Origin of the sequence: Anaerotruncus sp. G3(2012) (assembly GCF_000403395.2) — a bacterium.
GTDB lineage: Bacteria > Bacillota > Clostridia > Oscillospirales > Ruminococcaceae > Anaerotruncus.
Genome location: NZ_KE159668.1, coordinates 216,857 through 239,492, shown reverse-complemented (window position 1 = coordinate 239,492; position 22,636 = coordinate 216,857). Strand labels below are relative to the sequence as shown.

Below are 22,636 nucleotides of genomic sequence, written 5' to 3'. Positions count from 1 at the left end.
ATACTCCTTGTTAAGTAAGCTCTTTGATATTATTGTCCCTAAATATTGTTAACGGGTACATTTCAAAAACTCCATCTTCACCTTGCGGTATTTATCCTAATCTTTTATTTTCTGCTCCTTCTGATTAGAGTCGGCCTCCAGCTTTTTGATAATAACAAAATATCTTCCCCATCGTTGGAAATCTGCTGATAAGACGCATTCATGATACAATCATAATCTTGGGCCGGCAGGGATACGCTATAGAGCACACGAAAATGTTCCGTCTCATAAACTGTTAGATGCATATTTTCTGCATCTGCCTGACCCGTCAGCGCAAACTTCTCATTGGGGCTTAACCGGATCGTCATTTTTTGTGTCGGGGTCAATGGAGCATCCAGTGGATATTTTTTTATCTCTTGGCCTTCCAAGTACAGAAAGAACAGGCTGTCAGGTGCTGTGCTTCCAACCACCGGACGGATTAAAAATTTTGTTTCGTTCACCGAAGTAACGTTATATTCACCAGATGCCAACTGTGATAGTATTCCTGTCTGACCGTTGAAAGCAAACAGCCCAGATTCCCCCGAATCTTCCAATGCAGACAAAACAATGTGATCTTCTTCCAAAAAGTCAATCCCAACACAGAAAAAAGGCAGGCTTTTTTCATGCACCAGTGTTTCGCTGGGAAAGTCAAAAACCATCAACCGCTTTTTCTCCTTGTCCACATAAGCAATCCGATTGCCAGAAGGGGAAATACTTTCTGGGACTACCTTGGAAAAACTCGGAAGTTCAAATTTTCTGCCTTTCCAGGTCGCATTTCCCTGATCGTCAACCGAAACCATGCGATCTCCTCGAGGGTCGTTGGAAGCGTGTTCTCCGGGTTTTACCAAAAGATTGCTCCGAACCGTTTCTGTATCCAGATCGTATACGATACTGTTGCTTGTTTCATCACGAACAGACAGAAACCAGACAGAATCATCCGATAATTGCAGAGCCGGGGAGATGCTGTTCTCATCCAAACATTCGGAAAAATCAATAACCTTTACCGATTCGATAGGGGAAACATCTGAAACCTGTGCTGTCTGCATACAACCTGCTAAAAACAGAGCCATTGAAAAGGTGAAAATAATATAATGAAAATCACGCTTCAAAAATATCACTCCTTAGTGGTAGAGGGAATCCGTAACATTACAGATTCCCTTTATGGTACGCTTACCTATTTAGAATTTGTTTTTCAATTTCCGGAGTAATATTAAAATATTGTTTAAAACTTTGTACTGTTTGAACACTACGCGTAACACTAGTCATAGACACCCATTCTTCAAAAGCCGCTTGCCCGACATAGTCAATGAACGCCACATCCATAACATAATCTGGATTCAAAGTTTGGCAGTCCGAAATGGTTCTACTAGATTTTGAATATTTCCACTCTACATTTGGATAGAAAAGCTTCGGATCGACATGCTTGCTAACAGAATTAGCTCCCCACCAAGTTCCATCTTTAGAAACATCGAAATGCAAGTGAGGACCTGTTGAATTTCCTGTATTTCCAGTTTTGCCAATAGTATCTCCTTTGCTTAAAGAGTCTCCTGTTGCAATATTAGTTTTGTTATTTTTAATCGGGCGAGATTGGAAGTGCTGATATGTTACAATAAGCTTATTTTTTGTTCCCGGATCTGAAGTATTTGTTTTCAGCGCCAATCCATACCCAACTGTATCGCTAGGATACGGTTTTCCACTATCATTAAATTTTACAAAAGCAAGTTCTACTATACCGTCAGCCACACAATACGCAGTTGTTCCTTCACCAACAGGGATATCTATCCCCATATGAGTTCCACCAAAGTCTTGCGATATTGTTTTATTTGCGGTTGTCGTTGAATTTGATAAGAAATAGCGCCAACTAGTTCCAGCATAAGCACTGGCTCGCGATACAGCGAATGCATTACAAGTTAATGTGAACATCGATACAGTTGCCATGGCAACTGCCATCCATTTTTTCATCTAAAATCCTCTCTTGTAAAATTTTGTGATATTCTTGTGAAAATTTTGTAAATCCGGATTACAAATCCAGTATAGTTCTACATACAAGATTTGTCAATCCGTTTTCTTAAAAAAGATTATCTTTTACACAAATTTCGTTAAAATAAAACAATTTTATATAATAAAATTATTTTTAATGTATAAATACAATTGCTGTTTTTATATAAATAAATATTAAAATTACTGTATAAAAGCAAAGAGGAAGCCCCCGCCGAAAGGCGGGGGCTTCCTGAACCCTATGTAAAACAAAAAATTAGAAGAAAATGGTTTTCGATTGCGGAATTTTTGTATCTAAGTCAAATCCGGAATCAGGGCCGTAGCGACCATACGGCAGATCACGGAAAACCAAATCGGGAGTTCCAGCCCCTCCCCTCTATATCCGATCGTCTCGGTTTTTCCGCCGGTGACAAGATTTACAATATACTCGAACCTTTCCGGAATTCCATGCTCATTTTCGGTATCGCCGGTTTCCTCCAGATAGCGGGTCCACTCCGGATTGGTAAGATAAACACCAATTTTGAGGTTGGAAATGGGATAAAATCTTTCAAGCGCGCTGTCCGTAAAAACGGGTTCGAGCTGGCGTGTCGGAATATAGAGACGGTAAATGGTATCTTTTTTCATAATATAGGCCAATCGAGGCTCTAAAACAACCTGATCCATCCCCTCAGAATCGGTATAAATCGTCTCCTCTTCCCCCGAATCCAAACTCCGCCTCACAATTTCATGCCTACCCCGCTGGATATAGATGTCTTCCCCAAAATACCAGATAGAATCATCGTCTGATGCGCCAAGGTCTGCCCGACTGACCATCGGGTCGCTTTCATCAAAATTGAATTCCTGCTCGGAGGAGAAGAATTCTTCTGCCGATGGCGCTGCGTCTGTCTCCTCATCGGCTGCAAAAGCTGTAAAAGATGTCGCCGAAGATAAGACCAGAAGTGTGCTTAATACCGCACAAATTGATTTTTTCCATATCTTTTTTTGCATAATGAAATACCCCTTTTCAATCGTTTCCTATCTTGTGATATTTTTGTGAAAATTTTGTAAATCCGGATTTACAAGTTTTAGTATAGCTTTGCATTCCACGATTTGTCAATCGGTTTTATAAAAATCACAAAGCGGAAGCCCCCGCCTTTCGGCGGAGGCTTCCTGAACCCTATGTAAAACAAAAAATATGGAGGAAACAGATTTTACGCTTTTCTCGAGATTGCGAGTTTTGCTTTCTCGGCGACATTCTCGGGGGTGAGGCCATAGAGCTTGAGCAGGGCGCCCGCCTCACCCGAACGGCCGAACTCGTCCTGCACGCCGACCCGGACAACCGGAATCGGGCACTCATCGCAGATCGCCTCGCAGACCGCGCTGCCAAGCCCGCCGATGATGTTATGTTCCTCGGCGGTAACGATCGCGCCGGTCTCTTTCGCGGCCTTGATGACCAGTTCCCTGTCAAGCGGCTTGATGGTGTGCATGTCGATCAAACGTGCGCTGATGCCCTCAGCTTTCAGCAGTTCCACCGCTTTCAGCGACTCCTGCACCATCAGTCCGGTTGCAATGATCGTGACATCGCTGCCCTCGACCAGTGTGACACCCTTGCCGATCTCGAACTTGTAGTTGGAGAATCCGTCGGTAACGGTTTCGAGCGCAGTGCGGCCGGTGCGCATGAAGCAGGGGCCGTCATACGCGATCATCGCTTTGACAGCCTCGCGGGCCTCGTTCGCGTCGCAGGGGCAGAGCACAACCATCCCGGGGATGGTGCGCATCAGGCTCAGGTCCTCGATGCACTGATGGGTTGCACCGTCCTCACCGACCGTCAATCCGGCATGGCTGCCGATCACCTTAACGTTCAGGTGGGGATACGCAACCGAGTTGCGCACCTGGTCATACCCGCGCCCGGCGGTGAACATCGCGAACGAATGACAGAACGCGATCTTGCCGGTGGTGGCAAAGCCTGCCGCCATATCAATCATATTCGCCTCGGCGATGCCGATGTTAAAGAAACGGTTGGGGTATTTCTCCCCAAAATAGCAGCTCATCGTACAGGTGGAAAGATCGGCGTCAAGCGCGACGATCCTCTCATCCCCGCCGAAGTCCCGCAGGGCCTCGCCATATGCAACTCTGGTAGAAATTTTCTCTCCCATAGATCAACCCTCCAATTCTGCGATGCGCGCATCCAGTTCCGCATAAGCGGTTTTGTATTCCTCCGCTGTGGGACGCCCACCATGCCATTTCACGCCGCCTTCAAAGATCGAGACGCCTTTTCCCTTGACCGTATGGCAGACGATGACCGTCGGCTTGCCCGAGACCTTTTCCGCCTCGTCGAGCGCAGCATTCAGCGCTTCCACATCGTTGCCATCGGCGTTGATGGCGTTCCAGCCGAACGCCCGGAACTTCTCGTCGATCGGGTTGACCGACATAACCTCGCTCACTGCGCCGTCGAGCTGGAGCTGGTTGTTGTCCACAAACAGGACCAGATTATCCAGTTTGAAGTGAGCGGCCGCCATCGCAGCCTCCCAGATCTGGCCCTCTTCGATCTCACCGTCACCGGTGATCGCGTAAACCCGATAGTTTTTACCATCGGTTTTGCCCGCGAGCGCCATTCCGGTCGCGACCGAAAGCCCCTGTCCGAGCGAACCCGCCGACATATCCACGCCGGGGACATGCTTCATCTCGATGTGGCCGGAGAGGTTGCTGTCGATCTTGCGGAAGGTCTTGAGATCCTCGACCGGGAAGAACCCGCGCAGGGCCAGCGCCGAATAGGTGGTCGGGGTGCAGTGCCCTTTGGAGAGGACAAACCGGTCGCGGTCCTCCCAGCGGGGATTTTTGGGGTCAATGTGCATCCGGTCGAAATAAAGCACCGACAGGATTTCGGCGATCGAGAACGAGCCGCCGATATGCCCTGAATTGGCGCATTGGATCGCCTCGAGGGCATGCCGCCGCATTTTCGCGGCGGTCAGGTTGAGCGATTTTACTTTTGCAGCATCCATTGAACGGACCTCCAGTTTTCATAATCGAACGATTCCAAAAGAATCAGGATCGTTTTTTCCAGATTTTTGAATCTTTTTTCAACAGCATAGGATCATTCCTTGCGGGCATTCTGCTTGCGGTTCTTATACATATCAATATAAACCGCGATCAGGATGATGATGCCTTTGGCGACATACTGCCAATAGGAGTTGACGCGGAGCAGGTTGAGCCCGTTGCTGATGATACCAATGACCAGAACACCGATGAACATACCGCCGACCGTACCGACACCGCCGTACATACTGGTTCCGCCGAGGACCGCAGCAGCGATCGCGTCGGTCTCAAAGCCGATGCCGACCGCAGGCTGGCCGGAGGACATACGGGAAGCGAGGATCACGCCGCCGAACGAAGCGAGGAAGCCGCTGATCGTCCAGACCATGATCTTGACCTTTTTGATGTTGATACCGCTGAACCGCGCGGCAGTGGCATTGCCGCCAACCGCAAACACGTGGCGGCCGATCTTGGTTTTGTTCAGCAGCAGGTAAGCGAGGAACACAAACACGATGGTGTAGATCACCGGCAGCGGCAGGGGGCCAAGGAACCCGTTGCCCAAGCGGGTAAACGGTTCATTGGTGATCGAAACCGGCTGGCCGTTGGCGATCAGGTAAGCCGCACCGCGGCAGACACTCTGCATCGCGAGGGTGACGACGAACGGATGGATACCGGTGTAAGCGATAACCACACCGTTGATGAACCCGACGATAACGCCGATAATCAGTCCGAGGAATACCGCGACCGGGATCGAAACGCCGTACCGCTGCATGGAAACAACAGTGACAACGCCCGAAAACGCGATCAGGGCGCCGCCGGTCAGGTCGATACCGCCGAGCATAATCGCCATCATGACGCCGATTGCGAGGAACGCATTGGTCGAGATGGTGCGCAAGACGTTCAGAAAGTTCGCGGTGGTGAAGAAGTTATCAGCTGTGAAACTGAGGATTACAAACAGAACAAGGAAACCGATGAGGATACCGATATTCGCTTTGAGGAAGCGGACGATCGGCCCGAGGATAACGTGGTTCTCATACCGGTCGAGCAATTTTTCTTCCATTTAACTGCCTCCTAACGCATACTTCAGGATCAGGTCCTGCGAGAAGTCCTGATGGTCGAGGAATCCTGCGATCTCACCCTCGCGCATCACCGCCATGCGGTCGCACATATTCATGACCTCGTTCAGCTCGGAGGAGATCATGATAATCGCGATGCCCTGCGCGGCAAGGTCGTTGATGATCTTATAGATCTCCGCCTTGGCTCCGACGTCGATGCCGCGGGTAGGTTCATCAAGGATGAGGATTTTGGGATTGGTCGCCAGCCACTTGGCGAGCACCACCTTCTGCTGGTTTCCGCCCGAGAGGTTGCCGACCCGCTGGGTGATCGACGGTGTCTTGATATTCATGCTCTTGACCCCGTTTTCCACAATCTCCCGTTCCACCTTGAAGTTGACCACCAGATTCTTGATAAACTGGTCGAGCACCGCAAGGGTAGTGTTGAATGCCACGGTGTTGTCCAGGATCAGACCCTGCGTCTTGCGGCTTTCAGGCACAAGCGCCATGCCGAGCTTCTGGCTCTCGAGGGGGGTAATGTTGTCATGCCGGTGGCCAAACAGCTCGATCTCACCGCTGTCCCGCTTATCCAGCCCCATGATTGCCTGCATCAGCTCGGAGCGTCCTGCGCCGATCAGCCCATAAAATCCGAGGATTTCCCCCTTGTGCAGCTGGAACGAGCAGTCCTTGACCTGCTTGCCTGCCGAGATATGCCGCACCTCGAGCGCGACTGCCCCCGGTTCGTTAAAGGTACGCACATAGTAGTTTCCGAGTTCGCGTCCGACCATCATCCGGATCAGTTCGTCCTCATTGGTTTCGCTGGTGTTTTTGGTGCCTATGTAGGTGCCATCCCGCATGACGGTGATCCGGTCGGTCAGTTCGAAGATTTCGGACATCTTGTGCGAAATATAGATGACGCCGATGTTCCGTCTTTTCAGATCCCGGATGGTTTTGAAGAGGATTTCCACCTCTTTTTCCGAGAGAGAAGAGGTAGGTTCATCCATGACGATAATTCTCGCGTTCAAAGAAAATGCCTTGGCAATCTCCACCATCTGCTGCTGGCCGGTACTGAGATGGGAAACATGGCTGGACGGAGAGATGTCGAGACCCACAATTTCGAGATACGGTTTTGCCGCTTCGTACATTAAAGGCTTGCTCACCATGCCCAGCGAATTCTTCATCTCCCTGCCGAGGAAGATGTTTTCCGCAACCGTCAGGTAGGGTTCGAGCGCCAGCTCCTGGTGGATAAAGGCGATCCCCTTGCTCTGGGAATCCAGAACGCCATTGATCGTGACCGGCTCATCATCAAGATAGATCTGACCGGTTTCGGGTTTGTAGATGCCGCCCAGCACGTTCATGAGGGTGGACTTGCCCGCGCCGTTTTCACCGAGCAGGCCCAGCACCTCCCCCGCCTCAAGATCGAGGTTGACATTATCCAGCGCCTTGACGCCGGGGAACAGCTTAGAGACGTTTTCCATCCTCAAAAGTTTTTTCTGCATTCTTCCACCTCCGTAAACGGGAGAGCGGCTACCGCCGCTCTCCCGGGAATCCCCCACTCCGGGAAGCTGTTATGTTTGAGCTTACTGCCAACCGTCGGTGCCGTACTGGCTGACGTTGTCGCTGTTGATGATGAAGGTATCGATAACGATGTCGTGCTCAACCGTCTCACCCTTCAGAACCTGAAGCGCGGTCTCTGCGGATTTGGAACCGATGGTCTCGGGGGACTGTGCGCCGGTACCGGTCATGGTGCCTGCCTCGATCATGGCTTTTGCATCCGGGTTGCCGTCAACGCCGTAGACCAGAACGCCCTGAAGCTCGGGATGTGCCTGGAGTGCCTGTACGCAGCCCATTGCAGACGGATCGTTGACCGCGAAGAACGCGCCCAGATCCGGGGAACCCTGGAGAATATCCTCGGCCAGCGGCAGCGAAACACCGGTGTCGCCCTTGCCGTCCAGCTCCTGAACGACCTCGAAGTACGGATCATCAGACTTATAACCGATCGTGTCATAGAAGCCAGCCGCACGGTCGATACATGCCTGACCGGAAGGAGAATGCAGAACCGCAACCTTGGAACCCTTCTCGAGCTTCTCCATCATGTCTTTTGCAACGACAACGCCCGCATTGTAGTTGTTCGAAGCGATGATCGACTCAACGAGGTCAACATCGGTGACCGGGGTATCGAAGTTGATGACCGGGACACCTTCCCGCTGGCAGGCCTCGAGCGCGGGTTTTACGCCGGTGGAGTCCATCGGGGCGACGAGCAGCGCGTCGATGCCGGAAGCCAGCAGGTCGCCGATCTGGTCGTTCATACGGGACTGGTCGTTCTGGCAGTCGATAGTGACGATCTCAACGTTGTCCATCGAATCGGTGACCGATTTGACGCCGTCAAGCACTGCGAGCCAGAACGGGTTGTTCATCGTGGTGGGCGCATAGCCGATGGTGATTTTGTCACCGTCGGCTGCCGGGGTGGACTCTGCCGGTGCAGCCTCGCTCGAAGCGGCAGGAGCCGCGCTCGATGCCGGAGCAGCCGACGAAGCCGGTGCCGAAGAACCGCCGCAGCCGGACAGTGCGGTTGCGCCTGCCAGTGCCATTGCCAACAGGATGCTGCTGAATTGTTTGACTTTCATTGTACTTCCTCCTAATGTTTGTCTATTTCAGGCCCTATCCAGGGCCGGGTTGATGAGAATTTTATAAAACGGTTCCGAATGCTCCGCCATCAGTTTGACCGCGTCGAGCGTTTTTTCGAGCGGCAGACGGTGGGAGATAATCGGTGCGGTCTGGATTTTGCCGGTGCGCAGCGCCTCGAGGCTGGTCTCCCACGCATGTTTGGGGAACCGCTTGAACTCAAAGCTCCAGGTCCCCTTGATGGTGAGCTGCCCGCGCAGCAGCTTTTCATAGGCATCCCCCTGGATTTCCAGCGGTTTGGTCGGACGTCCGACCAGCCCGAGCACCCCGGAAGGACGCAGCACCCGCAGTGCCTGGTTGAAAACCGCCGGTGCACCGGACGCTTCAAATACCCGGTCCACACCGCCCTGTGCTTTCAGGAATGCTTCGGCATCGGTTTCCGCACTGTTGACCCCATACAGGCCCAGCTGGTTGGCAACCTCGATCTTTTTGGGATCGAGATCGACCGCATAGACAGTCTTTGCACCGAACACTTTGGCCCACTGGGCGACAAACACCCCGATGGCGCCCAGACCATAGACTGCGACGGTATCGCCATACGAAACACCGCAGTTTTCTATCACGTGGAGCGCAACGCTGATCGGCTCGAGGAAGGCGGTAGAATCGTCGTCCACCTCATCCGGCACAAACACAAGGTTCTGGGCCGGGACCCTGACGTATTCGGCGAACCCACCGTCGCTGCGGGAGCCAAGGAAATCATACGCTTCACAGAGGGCGAACGCGCCGACCTCGCACATGCTGCATTTGCGGCAGGGGATCAATGGGATGACCGCCGCACGCCTGCCTACGAGCGAGGGCTCGACATGTTTGCCGGTTTTGACCACCCTGCCGCCGAACTCATGCCCGGGGATGGTCGGGAAATGGTAGGTACCGGTTGTCAGCACCCGCGGGATGTCCGACCCGCAGACCCCGCAGGCCGAAACCCTGAGCAGGACGTCATCCGGCCCGATCTCCGGGACGGCAACCTGCTCCACCACCAGTTTTCCCGGCGCATGGAGCACCGCCGCCCGCATCTGTTCGCTCATTGGGCAAACCCCCTTCTTTTTCAATCTGCTTTCACATTTCACTCGATTTTTTCGCTATCCACAGTTTTGTCCGTCTCTGTTCCGGCCTGACAGCCGGCGCTTCACGCCAGTTGGCCCCTGTGCGCCGGGACGCTCGCAGTGGGGCGGCATCCTAAAGATGGCGGGGTCGAGCGGCAGAATGCCCGCGGGACTTATTCCAGATTCGCGTGTTTTTTCCAGAGCGCGTGCAGGTCGTCCAGACCTTTTTCCTGCATGACCAGCATCGCGACCGTATCCCCCAGAAGCAGCAGGCTCTGTTCAAACAGGCTGCTCATCGGCTGCTGCGAGGCGATCTCGCCCGGCAGGTTCAGCTTGGTGCGGCAGGGAACCCGGACAAACAGGTCCTCATATTCCGCCATCGAGCTGTTGGGATTGGAACCGATATGCGCAATTTTAGCGTTGTACCGCTTGGCGATTTTCACGATTGCGAGCGGGACCGCACTTTCTCCCGAGCCTGACCCGACCAGAAGCAGGTCACGGTCGGTGATGGCCGGTTCGTCGATCGCACCGACAAAGTTAGCCTCAATGCCGAGATGGTTCAGCCGTTTGGCGAGCGCCTGAAGCATCAGCAGCACCCTGCCGACCCCCACGACGAACACCTTTTCGGCATCACAGATCATCCGGACCAGCCGGCTGACCTCTGTTTCCTCCACATTTCCGAGCGCTCCGGCCAGCTCCTTCAGGATCAGGTCCCGGGCCTCGGCATAACCGCCGCTCATCCGTTCAGCTCCGCGCGGGTCTTCCAGGGGAAGAGAACCGCCTTGATCGTGTCCTTGCGCTCGACCGCCGCGAATGCCTCGTTAAACTCATCAAGGGTATACCGGTGGGTAATATAGTCAGAGGCCTTGACCTTGCCTTCGCTGATAAGCTGGAGTGCTTCGCGGTTCTGCCGCCCGAGGCTGGACGACGCGCCAGTCAGCATGACCTCTTTATAATGGATGATGTTTGCTTCGATATGGGAGATACAGTTGTCCTTGGGCAGGCCGCCAAAAAAGTTGACCCGTCCGCGCGGCGCCGCGAGTTTGATAGCGACTTCCTGTGTCTCGTGGGAAGGTGCGGCGACGATCACCACATCCGCACCCAGCCCATCTGTTTCGGCGAGCACCCGCTCGACCAGCGCGTCCCCCTGCTCGGTGAACACCGCATCCGGATGGAACCGTTCGGCGGCTTTCTGAAGCCTGCCGGGAGTGCGTCCCGAAAGGAGCACCTTTTTTGCGCCGCGCGCGCGGGCAAGCTGGATATGCATACAGCCCGCAGGCCCGGGGCCGATCACCAGCACCGTGTCCCCCTCGCCGACCATCGCGCGTTCCTGCGCATTGATGCAGCAGGCGAGCAGTTCGGACATACTTGCTTCCTCAAACGAGAGGTTGTCAGGGATTCTGTTGACAAAGCCATTTTTCACGACGTTTACCGGCGGGACGATATACTGGGCAAACCCGCCCGAGCTTGCGTAACCGATACTCGGCTGAGGGTTGACGCAGACGTTCCCCATGTCGTTTTTGCAGTATTTGCATTCACCGCATCCGTGGCCCGGCGCAACGCAAACCCGGTCACCGACCGCATAACCGGTCGTTCCCTCGCCCAACTCGACGATCGTACCGGCAATCTCGTGACCGATAATCCGCGGAAATGTCGCCCGTGGATCCCCTTTGGTGAAGATTCGCAGGTCTGACCCGCAGACCGCGCACGCCTCCACCCGGATTTTCATACTTCCGGGGAGCGTTTTGGGGTCCTCCACCTCGAGTACCCGGGCATCACGTATTTTTTCTACAACAGCAGCTTTCATCTGAAAACCCCCTTTTTATGCTTATAAGCCTCTTGGCGAGGCCGCGTGGTATCCTCACAGCGCAGAGCGCGACCAAAGGCTCTGCCTTTGGAATCCGCTGCCTTTGAAAAGGTGGGCGAAACTTTTCAAGAAAGACTTGGATTGGCTTTGGCTGCCGCCGCGGCGTGCGCAGGGCCAGCCGGCGCGAAGTCAGGCCAGAAAACATTTCATCGGATAAAACTAGTTAAATGGTATACAGGGTGGAGCCTGCTGGGTACAGCTTCAAATAGGTCTGATAGGCTTCCTCATAACGGGCGGCACGTTCCGGGTCAGGCAGGAACACGCCCCGTTCATGCAGCAGATCGCCGCCCGCCTCCCGCAGACTGCGGAACTGGCCGCTGCCCATCCCTGCAAGCATCGCCGCACCCAGACATCCCGCCTCCTCACAGGCCATCGAGACAACCCTCCGGCCGGTGATGTCGGCTTTCATCTGGAGCCACGGCGCAGACCGCGCGCCGCCGCCGATACACCGCAGTTCCCGCACCGAAATCCCACAGGACTCCATATTGGCGAGATTCAGCCGCCCCTCAAAGCAGGTCCCCTCGAGGATTGCCCGATAGAGCTGATAACGGTCGGTATCGAGTGTCAGGCCCGCAAACAGCCCCTGCGCTCTGAAATCCATCTGCGGGGTACCCGCCCCTGCGAAATAGGGCAGTGCAAATACCGAAGCGGGCTGATCCCGAAGTTCGGTGAGCTTCTGGTCATACTGCGCATAGAACCCTTCCTCCGGCGCATCCAGCAGTTTGGTGCGGAACCATTCCAACAGGGAAGCACAGGTGGTAAGGAAGGTCATGTAAGCGTAAAGCCCCTCCCCTGGATAGGGGTAAACCGGGATATTGCAGGCGAGGTTCTGCCGGGAGGCGGTGAGCCGGCTGCTCACACAGACGATGCTCTCGGTGGTGCCGAGCGAGTCCATCGCGACCCCCTCATCGAACACCCCTGCCCCCAACGAACAACAGATTTGATCGTGACTGCCGCAGAAGAGCCGCAGCGTATCGGGGTAACCGAGCGATGTCAGTACGGGGCCTGCGGTTCCGATCGGGGTCCCCGCTGCAACCGGTTCGGGCAGTTTTTCAACCGGTATTCCACAGAGCCCGGTCAGTTCCTCCGACCACCGCCGCGCACGCAGGTCGAAAAGCATCGTACGGCTGGCCATCGCATAGTCGATCGCGGGAGCCGCACCCAGCCGGAATGCTATGTAATCCCCGAAGCAGAAAAATTTCCACGCTTTTTCAAAGCCATCGGGGGCATGGTTGCGCAGCCAGAGCAGTTTCGTGGCTGAAAACATCGGATGGGACGGCATTCCGGTCTGCTCCATCACCCGGAACCGGTCGGTCTGTCCGGCAAACCAGCCAAACTCCTCCGCGTTGCGGGAATCAAATGTGAGGATCGCATTCATCAGCGGCTTGCCTTCCCGATCCACCGGGACGACCGCTTCCCCCTGTGTCGAAACGGCGAGCATCCCAACCTGTGAAGCGTCGGCCTGCCCAGCCAGCCGCTTCAGGCACCGGACCACCGCCTGCCAGACCTCTTCCGGGTCCAGCTCGAGCAGGCCCTTGGCCGGGCAGATGCAGGAATATGGTTCCCGCACACAGGCCACCATCCGTCTGCCGGGTTCAAAAACAGCCGCTTTCGCGCCGGAGGTGCCCACATCAATGCCGATTATCTGCATAACGTTCCCTCCGCCCCTTCTCAAACCGGGGCAAAATCAGATTCGTTCTTTTTCGAGTTCCCGGACCGTCTCATAGAACCGGTCCAGGCAGTTTTTATCCATATGCAGCGCCACATTCATATAAATACAGTCCAGCAGGACGATCTGCGTGATATTTTCGCAGGCCGGTTCATAAGAGTGGTCACGGCCGCGATACTCAAGATTGGCGTAGTTATAAGCGGTGAGGAAGAGGTATTCGGCAGCCTGCGCCAGCGGGGAACCTTCCGCGCTGGTGATCCCTACGGTGAACGCCCCGCGCTCCCGGGCGAGCTTCAAACAGTTGACCACCGATGCCGTCCGGCCGTAGTTGCTGATCCCGATCACCACATCCTGCTTGTCACACATGGTGGCGGCGACAACCTGCTCGTGCACATCACTGTAGCAGAAGGACGGGATTCCCAGACGGTAGAGACGGGTCCGGCCGCTTTCGGCAGTGATGTGCGAGCGTCCGCAGCCGAGGAAGATGACATTGCGCGCCTTGATAATCCGTTGGGAGACGATCTCCACCAGGGAAAAATCGAGCGCCTTGATCGTATCGGAGAGCATCTGCTGGTTGCTGCTGAATACCTTCCGACAGACCTCCTCGGTCGTGTCCCGCTCGGATGCCCCGCCGTACTCGAAGGTGATCTTGCTGCTGGGGGAATCGCTGGAAACCGGGCCGACGCTTTCGGTGAGCGAACCCGCAAGCTCAAGCTGGAACGACTTGAAATTCCGGTATCCAGCCTGTTTGACAAACCGGGTCACCGAAGCGATGCTCACGCTGCTCGCCGCTGCCAGCTCACTGATCCCCATATAGATCACCCGGTTTGGATTACTGATGATGTAGTCAGCGATCTGCTTCATAGCGGGGTTCATCTGCTGGTATTTATTTTTGATGCAGAGGACCACAAGCGGTGTTTCCGGCATAAAAAAGCTCCTTTGGCCGAGTATCGAAAAAGATTTTTATAGAAATCTTTTTCGTGGTAATTTTCTATCGGATAATTATTTACAAACCTATTATAAGATTCCGGAACCGGGTTGTCAATGCAATTTACAAAAAAAACATCCCAAACTATTTAATTTTAGCAAAATGCACGAAAGGAAATTGGAAACATATAGCTATCTTCCAAATAAAATTGCAGAAAAGTAAAATTCCCGCACCGGAGAACCCTGTTCCCCAGTGCGGAAAGAGATTTAAACCGATTGCCGCCATGCCTGCTGGCGGATCTGCTTGAGGGTTTTCATCACCGGATTTTTTGCGCCAAAATAGTCCTTCAGCTGGCAGTATTCGCGATATAGGGTCTCGTAGACCGCGACATGCGCCGGGATGGGGCGATAGGTCTTTTCCTGGATGCGGCCCATCGCCTGCGCCGCGTCGAAGATCGAGTCATAGCCGCCCCGTTCGGAACCTGCGGCAACCGCAGCGTACATCGCCGCGCCGAGGGCGGCGGTCTGCTGGGACGCCGCCACCTTGATCTCCCGGTTGGTAATATCCGCGTAAATCTGCATCAGGAGCGGGTTTTTTTCCACGATCCCACCACAGGCCCGGATTTCATCCACCAACACGCCCGCATTCTCAAACGCCTCCATAATCAGCCGGGTACCGAAGCCGGTCGCCTCGATCAGCGCCCGGTAAACCTCCTCCGGACGGGTTGATAGGGTATACCCGACGACCATCCCCGAAAGGTCAACATCCACAAACGGGGTCTTGTTCCCACTCCACCAGTCGAGGGCGAGCAGCCCGCTCTCCCCGGGGACGAGCTTTTCCGCAAGCCGGGTCAGATATTCGTGCATCCCGCATCCGGCCCCTTTGGCCTGCTCATGGTATGCGGCAGGGACACAGTGGTTGACAAACCAGCCGAAGATATCTCCGACCCCCGCAAGCCCGGATTCCAGCGCATAGTAGCCGGGCATGATCCCGCCCTTGACCGCGCCGCAGATGCCGCCCCCCGAATAGGGGCGGTCGCTTAGAGCAGCCTGTACGCTCGAGGTGCCGATAATCAGCATCATCTGTCCCGGCTTGGTGATCCCGCATCCCGGGAGCCCGGCATGCGCGTCGATGATGCTCGCCCCGACCGCCGTACCAGGCAAAAGCCCCAGCTTTTCCGCCCAGACCGGGTTCAGTTCCCCGATCCGGCTGCCCACCGGACAGATATCCTCACCGAGTTTGTCCTCCGGATAGGTTTCCAGCCGGGGGTCAAGCGCCCTCAAAAATGCCCGCTCGGGGTATCCCTCCCCTTCCAGCCACATCGCCTTGTACCCGGCGGTGCTTCCGGTGCGGCGGCGGGAGCCGGTCAGCAGGAAGGTCAGCCAGTCGGACGCCTCCAGAATCTGGTCGGCGCACTGGTAGATTTCCGGATCCTCCCGCAGGATCTGGAGCGCCTTGGGGAGGGTCAGTTCGGAGGAAATCTTGCCGCCATAGCGCGGGAGGTCGATTTCCCCGCGCGCGGCGAGCAGCGCATTGATCTCATCCGCTTCCGGCTGGGCGGCATGGTGCTTCCACAGCTTCACATAAGCGTGCGGACGAGCTTCAAATGCCGGCAGAAAACAGAGCGGCGTACCGTCCCGGTCGATCGGAAGAACGGTGGACGCGGTGAAGTCGATCGAAAGCCCGATCACTTCCTGGGGTGCAATCCCTGCCTGCCGCAGTACCGCAGGCACCGTTTCGGTCAGCACATCCAGATAGTCCTGCGGATGCTGGAGCGCCCAGTCCACCTCCAGACGCACGCCGCAGGGCAGTTCCCGGTCCATCACCGCGTGGGGATATTCCTTTACCGCCTGTGCAGCGATCTCCCCGGTTGCCGCTTCCACAAGCACTGCCCGTCCCGACAGGGTACCGTAGTCCAGACCGATCACGTATTTTGTTTTCGCCATCGTCAAGCCCTCCCAGACAAAGACTTCCTTTGCAATTTTTTTAAATATTTTTGGAATATTTTGATTTTTTTGAAGTATTTCGATTATAAAGCAGACCGCACAGAAAAGTCAAGCGAGGGAGCGGGAATGTTGGGTTTGATACGAATGTTTTCGCAAAACACACACAAAATAACAGTAATGACTTGTCAACCCGAAAAAGAAGCGTTATAATAGAAACAATATAACCGATCGGATTCGGAAATGATTTTTACGGGAGGTTTTTGCAGATGGGAAAGAACAGCTTCATCGCCATAGTCGCGCTTCTGATCGCGGTAGCGGGGGCTATTGTGGCGTTTGCAGCCTATTTCAAACGCCGGAAATGCGCACTTTGTGAAGATTTTGACGATGAGTTGATGGACGAGGACGCGGAAGATCTGGACTACTATGCCACCCAGGTCGAGAGTGACGATGATGCGCTGGAGGAGCAGACCCCCGATGCAGAAGCTGCTTCGTCGGATGACAAGGCCAGTGACGCGGATAAGAAGGACCCGGATGAAGAGGAATAATCGGGGACTTTCGTTTTTCTGATCTCAAAAGGGACAGGCGCTGTAAAGCGTCTGTCCCTTTTATCTTAGGGGCTTTCCCGTTTCTTTTGCAGGAAGCCTGTTCGCTTGTAAGAAAACCATATCCATCCAAAAAGGAAATTTCACCCAAAAACGCTTCTCAAGGTTTCTCTGCGAGATAGTCCGCCAGTGCAAGCCATTCCCCGTCGGCGTCGGTACCCTTAACCACCGCATACTGCTGGGTAACGCCGGCCAGGGTCCCAAAAATGTCCCCCTTGAGCAGGAGTCCGGACCGGTCGTCCGGCTGGTCCGCGCCGCAGCGGTAAACAGCAAACCGGTCGCCGCTCTGCTGCTCGAAGCAGATCAGCGTTTCAAAATCGTAGCTTTGGCAGTCTGCCACCGGATTAAACGGAAGACGCCGCAGTTCCGAGGTCCTCTCCTGCGCATCGACGATGCAGGTGTCCTCCTGATTACGCAGCACCATGTACCGGTCTTTGATTGGGCCTTGCGGCTGGCTGTACGCCTGGAACGGGACAACCTGCGGTTCCCTGCCCGAACCGGCGTCAGCGTCACAGACTACAAATCCGATATTTTCCATCCCGTCAGCCGCCTCCTGGCTGTCATAAATGGTCATTACCACCCTGCCCCCCTCGCAGAGCAGGCGCGGTTCGACCACCTGAAGGGCTTTTCCGGGTGCAAGCGTCTGCGGAATGGCAGAGTTGGCATAAAGAAGCCGCGCATCGCTGCCGTCCTGGTTTGCAATCCAGACCCCATCGTCCGCCTCCCAGACCAGCCTGTCCCCGGAGAGGTCGAACATTCCGCCGTCCTGCCGCCCATCCCCCTGAGCCGCAACTGATACCACAGCAGGCAGATCATAGGCCAGTTCCTCCGATGGGTTCTGACTGTTCTTATAGAGCACCCCATCCTGGAAAAAAAGGCAGTAGTCGAACTGCTCAAACGCGTTGGACGGGGAAATCCGTGTCAGCAGCCTTTCGCCAAGTGGAATTTGATAGAGCATCCCGCCGGTGTCGGTATTGTGTGCCTCAAGCATCCAGTAACGATCTGCTTGCCCAATGCCGCGCCAACCCAACAGCAGGATATCCCCTATCTGTACCATCGCATTTTCAATCGCCGCTGTTTCAGAGGCACCGGGAGCCGGACGCAGGATGGTAGCTTTCCCTCCAAAATCAGCATGTACCTCTTCGGTATGCTGCTCGATCAGCGCGGCAAACTGCTCATAGAGCACCCGATTGCCGGCATAAGCTTCGACATCCGGGAAAGCAGCATCGTCTGTCCGGCTGGATGCCCCATCCGCAGCGGATACCGTCTGTGAACCGCTCACCTCCAGATATGCGCCGCCCGGATTGGCTGCGTCGCTTTCCGACAGCAGAGAGACAGCAATCGAGGCCCATTGATCTTCCAGATCAATCTGTATGCTGATTGGGTCGCTTTCAGACGCAGCCATCTCCGGGACGCTGTCCAGCTTTTCCAAATCCGCGTCCGCCAGCAGTGCGGCAATCGAACGCCGCAGCTCCCAGCTGTCCGGGACCCGCATTCCTCTGACTGCATCCAACCCGACCGGCCAGGTCTGAACGGATGCCTCCGGATCACCCATCAGACCGGCGGCTTCACAGAGCAGGCCGTATTCTTCCGGCAGAACGGGAAATGGTTTTTCTTGTGTATCTGGCGCCCCGCTTGATACCGATGATTCCGGTTGACTGGTATGCCGCGCAGAACTGACAGACGGGATCTCGGGATCTTTCAGGATCAGGTCATCGGTTCCCGGCTCTGCTATGCCGCAGCCGCCTAGGGCAACCGCCACTGCCAGGGCTGCGCACCAGAGAGATTTCATTAACAGGACCTCCTCCATGTTATCATACTGGAATTTATAACATATTAACACATAGAATAACCATTCAAACTGCCAAAAGGGGACAGCCTGTCCCACACAACTGCCCCTGCCATCTGCAAAATATCATTTGTGCTCCCTTTTGGCAAAGTGCAGCACCGCAGCAATCCTGCATCCATTGTTTGCGGGGCCCGCCCTCTGCAAAAGAGGCGCCCAATGCCAACAGCAGCCGGACTTTTGTCCGGCTGCTGTTTTCTGTAACAGGGAGCCTCTATTTTACGGATTCACCACATTGATCGGGTTTCCATCCAGGAACGCGCGCAGGCTTTCAACCGCAATCCCCATCAACCTCTGGCGGCTCTCTTTGGGCGCCCAGCTGATATGCGGCGTAATCAGGCAGTTTTTCGCCTTGAGCAGGGGGTTGTCTCCCCGGATCGGCTCGGTCGAGACCACATCCAGACCGGCTGCATAAACCTTGCCGCTGTTGAGGGCATCCGCGAGATCCTGCTCGACGATGAGCGGGCCGCGGCTGTTGTTGAGCAGGATCACCCCGTCCTTCATTTTGGCGATGGTGCCCCGGTTGATGATCCCCTGGGTTTCAGGGAAAAGAGGGCAGTGCAGGGCGATCACATCCGAGCAGGCGAACAGCTCCTCCAACGGCAGATACCGCCCAATCTCCCGGCCTTCATCGGTCTCGATGCTGTCGCAGGCGACCACCTGCATCCCGAGTGCGCGCGCAATCCGGCCGGTGGTGCGGCCGATCCGGCCAAACCCGATAATCCCCATCGTCTTGCCGGCCAGCTCGATCAGCGGATAATCCCAGAAGCACCAGTCGGGGCAGGACTCCCAGCGCCCTTCATGTACGGCCGCATCGTGGTGCGCCACATGATGGCAGATCTCGAGCAGCATCGCAATCGCAAACTGCCCGACCGCATCGGTGCCATAGGTGGGGATGTTGCAGACCGGAATCCCCCGCTCTTTCGCCGCCTGCACATCGACGATATTGTAGCCGGTGGCAAGCACCCCGATGTACCGGACATTCGGGCAGCGGTCGAGCATTTCGCGGGGCAGCGGCGTCTTGTTGAGAATCACGATCTCCGCATCTCCGATCCGGTCAGCGACCTGCTCAGGCGGGGTCCGGTCGTAGACGGTCAGCTCGCCCAGTGCTTCCAGCCCCGACCAGCTCAGATCGCCGGGATTTTCCGTGTATCCGTCCAGAATCACAATTTTCAAGCAAATTCCTCCTGTCTTTTACAGCATCGCCCAGGCGCGGCGGATCACCCGTTTGGTATTCGCGAGGATGATGTCCTCGTCCTCATCGCCCCAGGGCTTGACCTCCAGCGAAAGCACGTACGGCTGTTCCGCGCAGAAGAACCCTTCCTCTTTGAGCACCCGGAAAAAGTCCAGAAGCTGGGGGGTATCGTTCGCGCTGTTGGGGAATCCGAAACGGGGGTGCTGGTCGCCGTACGCCTCACAACCCGATTGTACCACAGCATTGCCAATATGGAAATGGGTGATATACGGACGCAGCGTCCGGATGACAAACCTGCTGGTCTCGTAGGTGGTAGGGAAGTGGGAAAGATCGACCAGCAGTCCAAAATTGCTGTGGGTTGTCCGCATCTCGGCTGCAAACTGCGCCGCATAGGGAGCGGGGCCGATCAGCGCCGCCTTATCCATATCGTAGTCGAATACCTCCAGCTCGACCATCATCCCTTTGCCCGCCGCATAATCGCAAACCGCGCGGGTGGTTTTCAGGAGCTGCGCAAACGCCTCCTGTCTGGTCTCCGCCGACCATTTGCCCGCCAGGAAAGCGATCCCCCGCGCGCCGACGCTCTCTGCCTCGTCAACCGCTTCCAGAAGGGTGGCTTCGGCCTTTTTGCGTCCCTCCTCGTCGAGGTCATTCGGGTTGAGCTTCGGCCCGAGCAGCCGGGGCTGCGCGCCGTAGCAGACGGTCAGATGGCTCTGGGACAGCAGCTTAACCGCCTGTTCCCGGGTCTGCTCGTCCGGAAATTTCCCGATCTCGATCGCGTCAAAGAAATCGTCACAGGCGATCTCCCGGATCGAGGTGAGCAGCTCCTTCCGCGGATGGCTCATCCATTGGATGGTTCCAATCTGAAAATAACGGTGGATGGATTCGTTCATATCGGTTTCCCCTTTCCTAAAGCTGATTATGCCTTTTTACGCTGTAATGCAAGCCGCGCTTTTTCGGCGATCGCCTGCGCATCCAGATGATAGGCGGTCAGCAGCGCCCCATACGCGCCGCTCTCGGTATAGCTGTCAAGGCCCACGAATTCCTGTATGGTGGGGCGCCCCTGCGCGAGCACCTCTGCGACCGCGCTCCCAAGCCCGCCCCGGATGCTGTGTTCCTCCGCGGTGACGATGCATCCGGTCTTTTCCGCAGATTCGAGAACCAGTTCCCGGTCGACCGGCTGGACCGTATGCAGATCGACCACCCGCGCAGAAATCCCCTCCGCCTCAAGCAGGCCGGCGGCTTCGAGTGCGTGGTGTACCATCAGCCCGGTTGCCAGGAGCGAGACGTCCGCGCCTTCCCGCAGCAGGATTCCCTTGCCGGGCGTAAATACCATGTCCTCCGGATAGAGCACCGGCGCTTCGGCGCGGGAGAGGCGCAGATATACGGGGCCTTCGATCTCCGCGGCAGCGAATACCGCTTTTTCGGTCTCCACAGGGTCGCAGACCGAAAGGATCGTCATCCCCGGCAGCGAGCGGACGAACGCCATGTCAAAAATGCCGTGATGGCTTGCGCCATCGTAAGCATCCGAAAGTCCGCTGTAGGCTCCGCAGAGCTTGACATTCAGATGGTCATAGGCGATCATGCTGCTGATCGGATCGGAAGCGCGGGTGGTGAGAAAGACCGAAAATGTGTTGACGAACGGGATCTTCCCAGCGTAAGCGAAGCCCGCCGCCATCGCTGCCATATTGAGTTCGGCAATCCCGACGTTGAAATACCGGTCGGGGAACGCCTTCCCAAAGACCGCACTTTTGGTCGAGCCGCCCACATCAGCCTCGAGCACAACGACCCGTTCCTCCTGCTGCCCCAGTTTTTTGAGCGCTGCCCCATAAACATCCCGAATCGAAACCTTATCCGGCATTGCGATCCACCCCCAGTTCCTTCAATGCGCAGAGGCAGTCCTCCCGGCTGACCGGCTTTCCATGCCACGCGCTCTGGCCTTCCATGAACGAGACCCCTTTGCCCTTCACCGTTTCCGCGATCACAAGCGCCGGCGCATCGGACGCCTTCGCCCGGTTCAGGGCCTCCCGCAGGGCAGGGATGCTGTGCCCGTCACAGGGGAACACTTCCCAGCCGAACGCCTGCCAGCGGTCGGCAATCCGGTCCATCGGCATAACCTCATTATTGGTCCCGTCGAGCTGCACCCCGTTATGGTCGAGGATTGCAACCAACCGGCCCGGGCGGAACTTGTTAGCCGACATCGCGGCCTCCCAGACCCCTCCTTCCTGAATTTCCCCATCTCCCAACAGCACCCAGGTGGTGTAGTCCTGGCCGTCCAGCCGGGCGGCAAGCGCCATGCCGAGCGCTGCCGAAAGCCCCAGCCCGAGCGGGCCGGTCGAACAGTCGATCCCCGGTGTTTTGTGGGCGCAGGGGTGTCCCTGGAGCCGGCTGCCGTACTGGCGCAGGGTGGGGAGCCATTCCACCGGGAAAAATCCCCGGTGGGCAAGCGTGAGATAGAGCATGGGGGCGGCGTGCCCTTTGGAGAGCACAAACCGGTCCCGGGCGTTCCAGTCCGGCTGCTCCGGACGGATGTTCATACATTCAAAATAGAGGGTTGCCAGGATTTCACAGCAGGAGAGGCTTCCCCCCGGGTGCCCGGTCTGGATCCTGTGGAGCAGTTCAATCAGCTCGACCCGCATCGTGCGGCAGAGCGATTCCAGCTCCTGATCCCGTTGATCCGCTGCATGGCGCATTCTATTTCCTCCCTTTGGGCCAAAGGCTGGCTGAACCATCGGAATGGACGTCTGTTTTACAGGAGGCGGTGTCTGTTGTGCGGAA

The 22,636-nt window shown here is 55.8% G+C and carries 20 protein-coding genes; 1 reads left to right on the top strand and 19 read right to left on the bottom strand.

Going from position 1 to position 22,636, the window contains the following annotated elements:
- Positions 1-104 precede the first annotated feature (104 nt).
- The 14 genes from C814_RS0104660 to araB all read right to left on the bottom strand — a co-directional run bounded on the left by C814_RS0104660 (position 105) and on the right by araB (position 16,218).
- Positions 105-1,127, bottom strand: coding sequence for a hypothetical protein (locus C814_RS0104660; protein ID WP_022788390.1), 1,023 nt, complete (start codon positions 1,125-1,127; stop codon positions 105-107).
- Positions 1,128-1,188: 61 nt separating this feature from the next.
- Positions 1,189-1,980, bottom strand: a complete 792-nt coding sequence (locus C814_RS22950; protein WP_016315773.1) for a M23 family metallopeptidase — start codon at positions 1,978-1,980, stop codon at positions 1,189-1,191.
- 330 nt (positions 1,981-2,310) lie between these two features.
- On the bottom strand, positions 2,311-3,003 hold the full coding sequence (locus C814_RS12945; protein WP_016315772.1) for a hypothetical protein: 693 nt from the start codon (positions 3,001-3,003) through the stop codon (positions 2,311-2,313).
- A 203-nt stretch (positions 3,004-3,206) separates the two neighbouring features.
- The gene (locus C814_RS12940; RefSeq protein ID WP_016315771.1) at positions 3,207-4,151 is read right to left on the bottom strand and encodes a transketolase family protein; all 945 of its coding nucleotides are present in this window, start codon (positions 4,149-4,151) and stop codon (positions 3,207-3,209) included.
- A gap of 3 nt (positions 4,152-4,154) precedes the next feature.
- Positions 4,155-4,997, bottom strand: coding sequence for a transketolase (locus tag C814_RS12935; RefSeq protein ID WP_016315770.1), 843 nt, complete (start codon positions 4,995-4,997; stop codon positions 4,155-4,157).
- Positions 4,998-5,089: 92 nt separating this feature from the next.
- Positions 5,090-6,088 carry an ABC transporter permease gene (locus C814_RS12930; RefSeq protein ID WP_016315769.1) on the bottom strand — a complete coding sequence of 333 codons (999 nt, stop codon included), beginning with the start codon at positions 6,086-6,088 and terminating at the stop codon, positions 5,090-5,092.
- The gene (locus tag C814_RS12925) at positions 6,089-7,579 is read right to left on the bottom strand and encodes a sugar ABC transporter ATP-binding protein (RefSeq protein ID WP_016315768.1); all 1,491 of its coding nucleotides are present in this window, start codon (positions 7,577-7,579) and stop codon (positions 6,089-6,091) included. It lies immediately after the preceding gene.
- A gap of 81 nt (positions 7,580-7,660) precedes the next feature.
- Positions 7,661-8,707: a sugar ABC transporter substrate-binding protein gene (locus tag C814_RS12920; RefSeq protein ID WP_016315767.1), complete on the bottom strand. Its 1,047-nt coding sequence runs from the start codon at positions 8,705-8,707 to the stop codon at positions 7,661-7,663.
- 27 nt (positions 8,708-8,734) lie between these two features.
- Positions 8,735-9,790, bottom strand: coding sequence for a galactitol-1-phosphate 5-dehydrogenase (locus C814_RS12915; RefSeq protein WP_016315766.1), 1,056 nt, complete (start codon positions 9,788-9,790; stop codon positions 8,735-8,737).
- A gap of 191 nt (positions 9,791-9,981) precedes the next feature.
- The gene (gene hxlB, locus C814_RS12910; RefSeq protein ID WP_016315765.1) at positions 9,982-10,548 is read right to left on the bottom strand and encodes a 6-phospho-3-hexuloisomerase; all 567 of its coding nucleotides are present in this window, start codon (positions 10,546-10,548) and stop codon (positions 9,982-9,984) included.
- On the bottom strand, positions 10,545-11,615 hold the full coding sequence (locus C814_RS12905) for an alcohol dehydrogenase catalytic domain-containing protein (RefSeq protein WP_016315764.1): 1,071 nt from the start codon (positions 11,613-11,615) through the stop codon (positions 10,545-10,547). The genes hxlB and C814_RS12905 overlap by 4 nt, the downstream gene beginning before the upstream one ends.
- A gap of 223 nt (positions 11,616-11,838) precedes the next feature.
- Positions 11,839-13,326 (bottom strand): FGGY-family carbohydrate kinase, encoded by a 1,488-nt coding sequence (locus C814_RS22275; protein ID WP_016315763.1) that lies wholly within the window; start codon positions 13,324-13,326, stop codon positions 11,839-11,841.
- 36 nt (positions 13,327-13,362) lie between these two features.
- Positions 13,363-14,271 carry a MurR/RpiR family transcriptional regulator gene (locus C814_RS12895; RefSeq protein WP_016315762.1) on the bottom strand — a complete coding sequence of 303 codons (909 nt, stop codon included), beginning with the start codon at positions 14,269-14,271 and terminating at the stop codon, positions 13,363-13,365.
- Between the two features lie 267 nt (positions 14,272-14,538).
- Complete coding sequence (gene araB, locus C814_RS12890) at positions 14,539-16,218, bottom strand: ribulokinase (RefSeq protein WP_016315761.1); 1,680 nt, start codon at positions 16,216-16,218, stop codon at positions 14,539-14,541.
- Between the two features lie 266 nt (positions 16,219-16,484).
- On the opposite strand from araB, the gene C814_RS12885 reads away from it, so the two are divergent.
- On the top strand, positions 16,485-16,763 hold the full coding sequence (locus C814_RS12885) for a hypothetical protein (protein ID WP_016315760.1): 279 nt from the start codon (positions 16,485-16,487) through the stop codon (positions 16,761-16,763).
- A gap of 157 nt (positions 16,764-16,920) precedes the next feature.
- Here C814_RS12885 and C814_RS12880 read toward each other — a convergent pair whose 3' ends face one another.
- From C814_RS12880 to C814_RS12860, 5 genes are all read right to left on the bottom strand, one after another.
- Positions 16,921-18,612: a hypothetical protein gene (locus tag C814_RS12880; RefSeq protein ID WP_016315759.1), complete on the bottom strand. Its 1,692-nt coding sequence runs from the start codon at positions 18,610-18,612 to the stop codon at positions 16,921-16,923.
- Positions 18,613-18,885: 273 nt separating this feature from the next.
- Positions 18,886-19,842, bottom strand: coding sequence for a D-2-hydroxyacid dehydrogenase (locus C814_RS12875; RefSeq protein ID WP_016315758.1), 957 nt, complete (start codon positions 19,840-19,842; stop codon positions 18,886-18,888).
- 18 nt (positions 19,843-19,860) lie between these two features.
- The gene (locus tag C814_RS12870) at positions 19,861-20,751 is read right to left on the bottom strand and encodes a sugar phosphate isomerase/epimerase family protein (RefSeq protein ID WP_016315757.1); all 891 of its coding nucleotides are present in this window, start codon (positions 20,749-20,751) and stop codon (positions 19,861-19,863) included.
- A gap of 26 nt (positions 20,752-20,777) precedes the next feature.
- Positions 20,778-21,719 carry a transketolase family protein gene (locus tag C814_RS12865; RefSeq protein WP_016315756.1) on the bottom strand — a complete coding sequence of 314 codons (942 nt, stop codon included), beginning with the start codon at positions 21,717-21,719 and terminating at the stop codon, positions 20,778-20,780.
- Positions 21,709-22,551, bottom strand: a complete 843-nt coding sequence (locus C814_RS12860) for a transketolase (RefSeq protein WP_016315755.1) — start codon at positions 22,549-22,551, stop codon at positions 21,709-21,711. Before C814_RS12860 ends, C814_RS12865 begins: the two co-directional genes overlap by 11 nt.
- Positions 22,552-22,636 lie beyond the last annotated feature (85 nt).

Coding starts and splice junctions, on each gene's coding strand:
- C814_RS22950 (WP_016315773.1), bottom strand. CDS start 1,980: ATGAAAAAATGGATGGCAGTTGCCATGGCAACTGTATCGATGTTCACA.
- C814_RS12945 (WP_016315772.1), bottom strand. CDS start 3,003: ATGCAAAAAAAGATATGGAAAAAATCAATTTGTGCGGTATTAAGCACA.
- C814_RS12940 (WP_016315771.1), bottom strand. CDS start 4,151: ATGGGAGAGAAAATTTCTACCAGAGTTGCATATGGCGAGGCCCTGCGG.
- C814_RS12935 (WP_016315770.1), bottom strand. CDS start 4,997: ATGGATGCTGCAAAAGTAAAATCGCTCAACCTGACCGCCGCGAAAATG.
- C814_RS12930 (WP_016315769.1), bottom strand. CDS start 6,088: ATGGAAGAAAAATTGCTCGACCGGTATGAGAACCACGTTATCCTCGGG.
- C814_RS12925 (WP_016315768.1), bottom strand. CDS start 7,579: ATGCAGAAAAAACTTTTGAGGATGGAAAACGTCTCTAAGCTGTTCCCC.
- C814_RS12920 (WP_016315767.1), bottom strand. CDS start 8,707: ATGAAAGTCAAACAATTCAGCAGCATCCTGTTGGCAATGGCACTGGCA.
- C814_RS12915 (WP_016315766.1), bottom strand. CDS start 9,790: ATGAGCGAACAGATGCGGGCGGCGGTGCTCCATGCGCCGGGAAAACTG.
- hxlB (WP_016315765.1), bottom strand. CDS start 10,548: ATGAGCGGCGGTTATGCCGAGGCCCGGGACCTGATCCTGAAGGAGCTG.
- C814_RS12905 (WP_016315764.1), bottom strand. CDS start 11,615: ATGAAAGCTGCTGTTGTAGAAAAAATACGTGATGCCCGGGTACTCGAG.
- C814_RS22275 (WP_016315763.1), bottom strand. CDS start 13,326: ATGCAGATAATCGGCATTGATGTGGGCACCTCCGGCGCGAAAGCGGCT.
- C814_RS12895 (WP_016315762.1), bottom strand. CDS start 14,271: ATGCCGGAAACACCGCTTGTGGTCCTCTGCATCAAAAATAAATACCAG.
- araB (WP_016315761.1), bottom strand. CDS start 16,218: ATGGCGAAAACAAAATACGTGATCGGTCTGGACTACGGTACCCTGTCG.
- C814_RS12885 (WP_016315760.1), top strand. CDS start 16,485: ATGGGAAAGAACAGCTTCATCGCCATAGTCGCGCTTCTGATCGCGGTA.
- C814_RS12880 (WP_016315759.1), bottom strand. CDS start 18,612: ATGAAATCTCTCTGGTGCGCAGCCCTGGCAGTGGCGGTTGCCCTAGGC.
- C814_RS12870 (WP_016315757.1), bottom strand. CDS start 20,751: ATGAACGAATCCATCCACCGTTATTTTCAGATTGGAACCATCCAATGG.
- C814_RS12865 (WP_016315756.1), bottom strand. CDS start 21,719: ATGCCGGATAAGGTTTCGATTCGGGATGTTTATGGGGCAGCGCTCAAA.
- C814_RS12860 (WP_016315755.1), bottom strand. CDS start 22,551: ATGCGCCATGCAGCGGATCAACGGGATCAGGAGCTGGAATCGCTCTGC.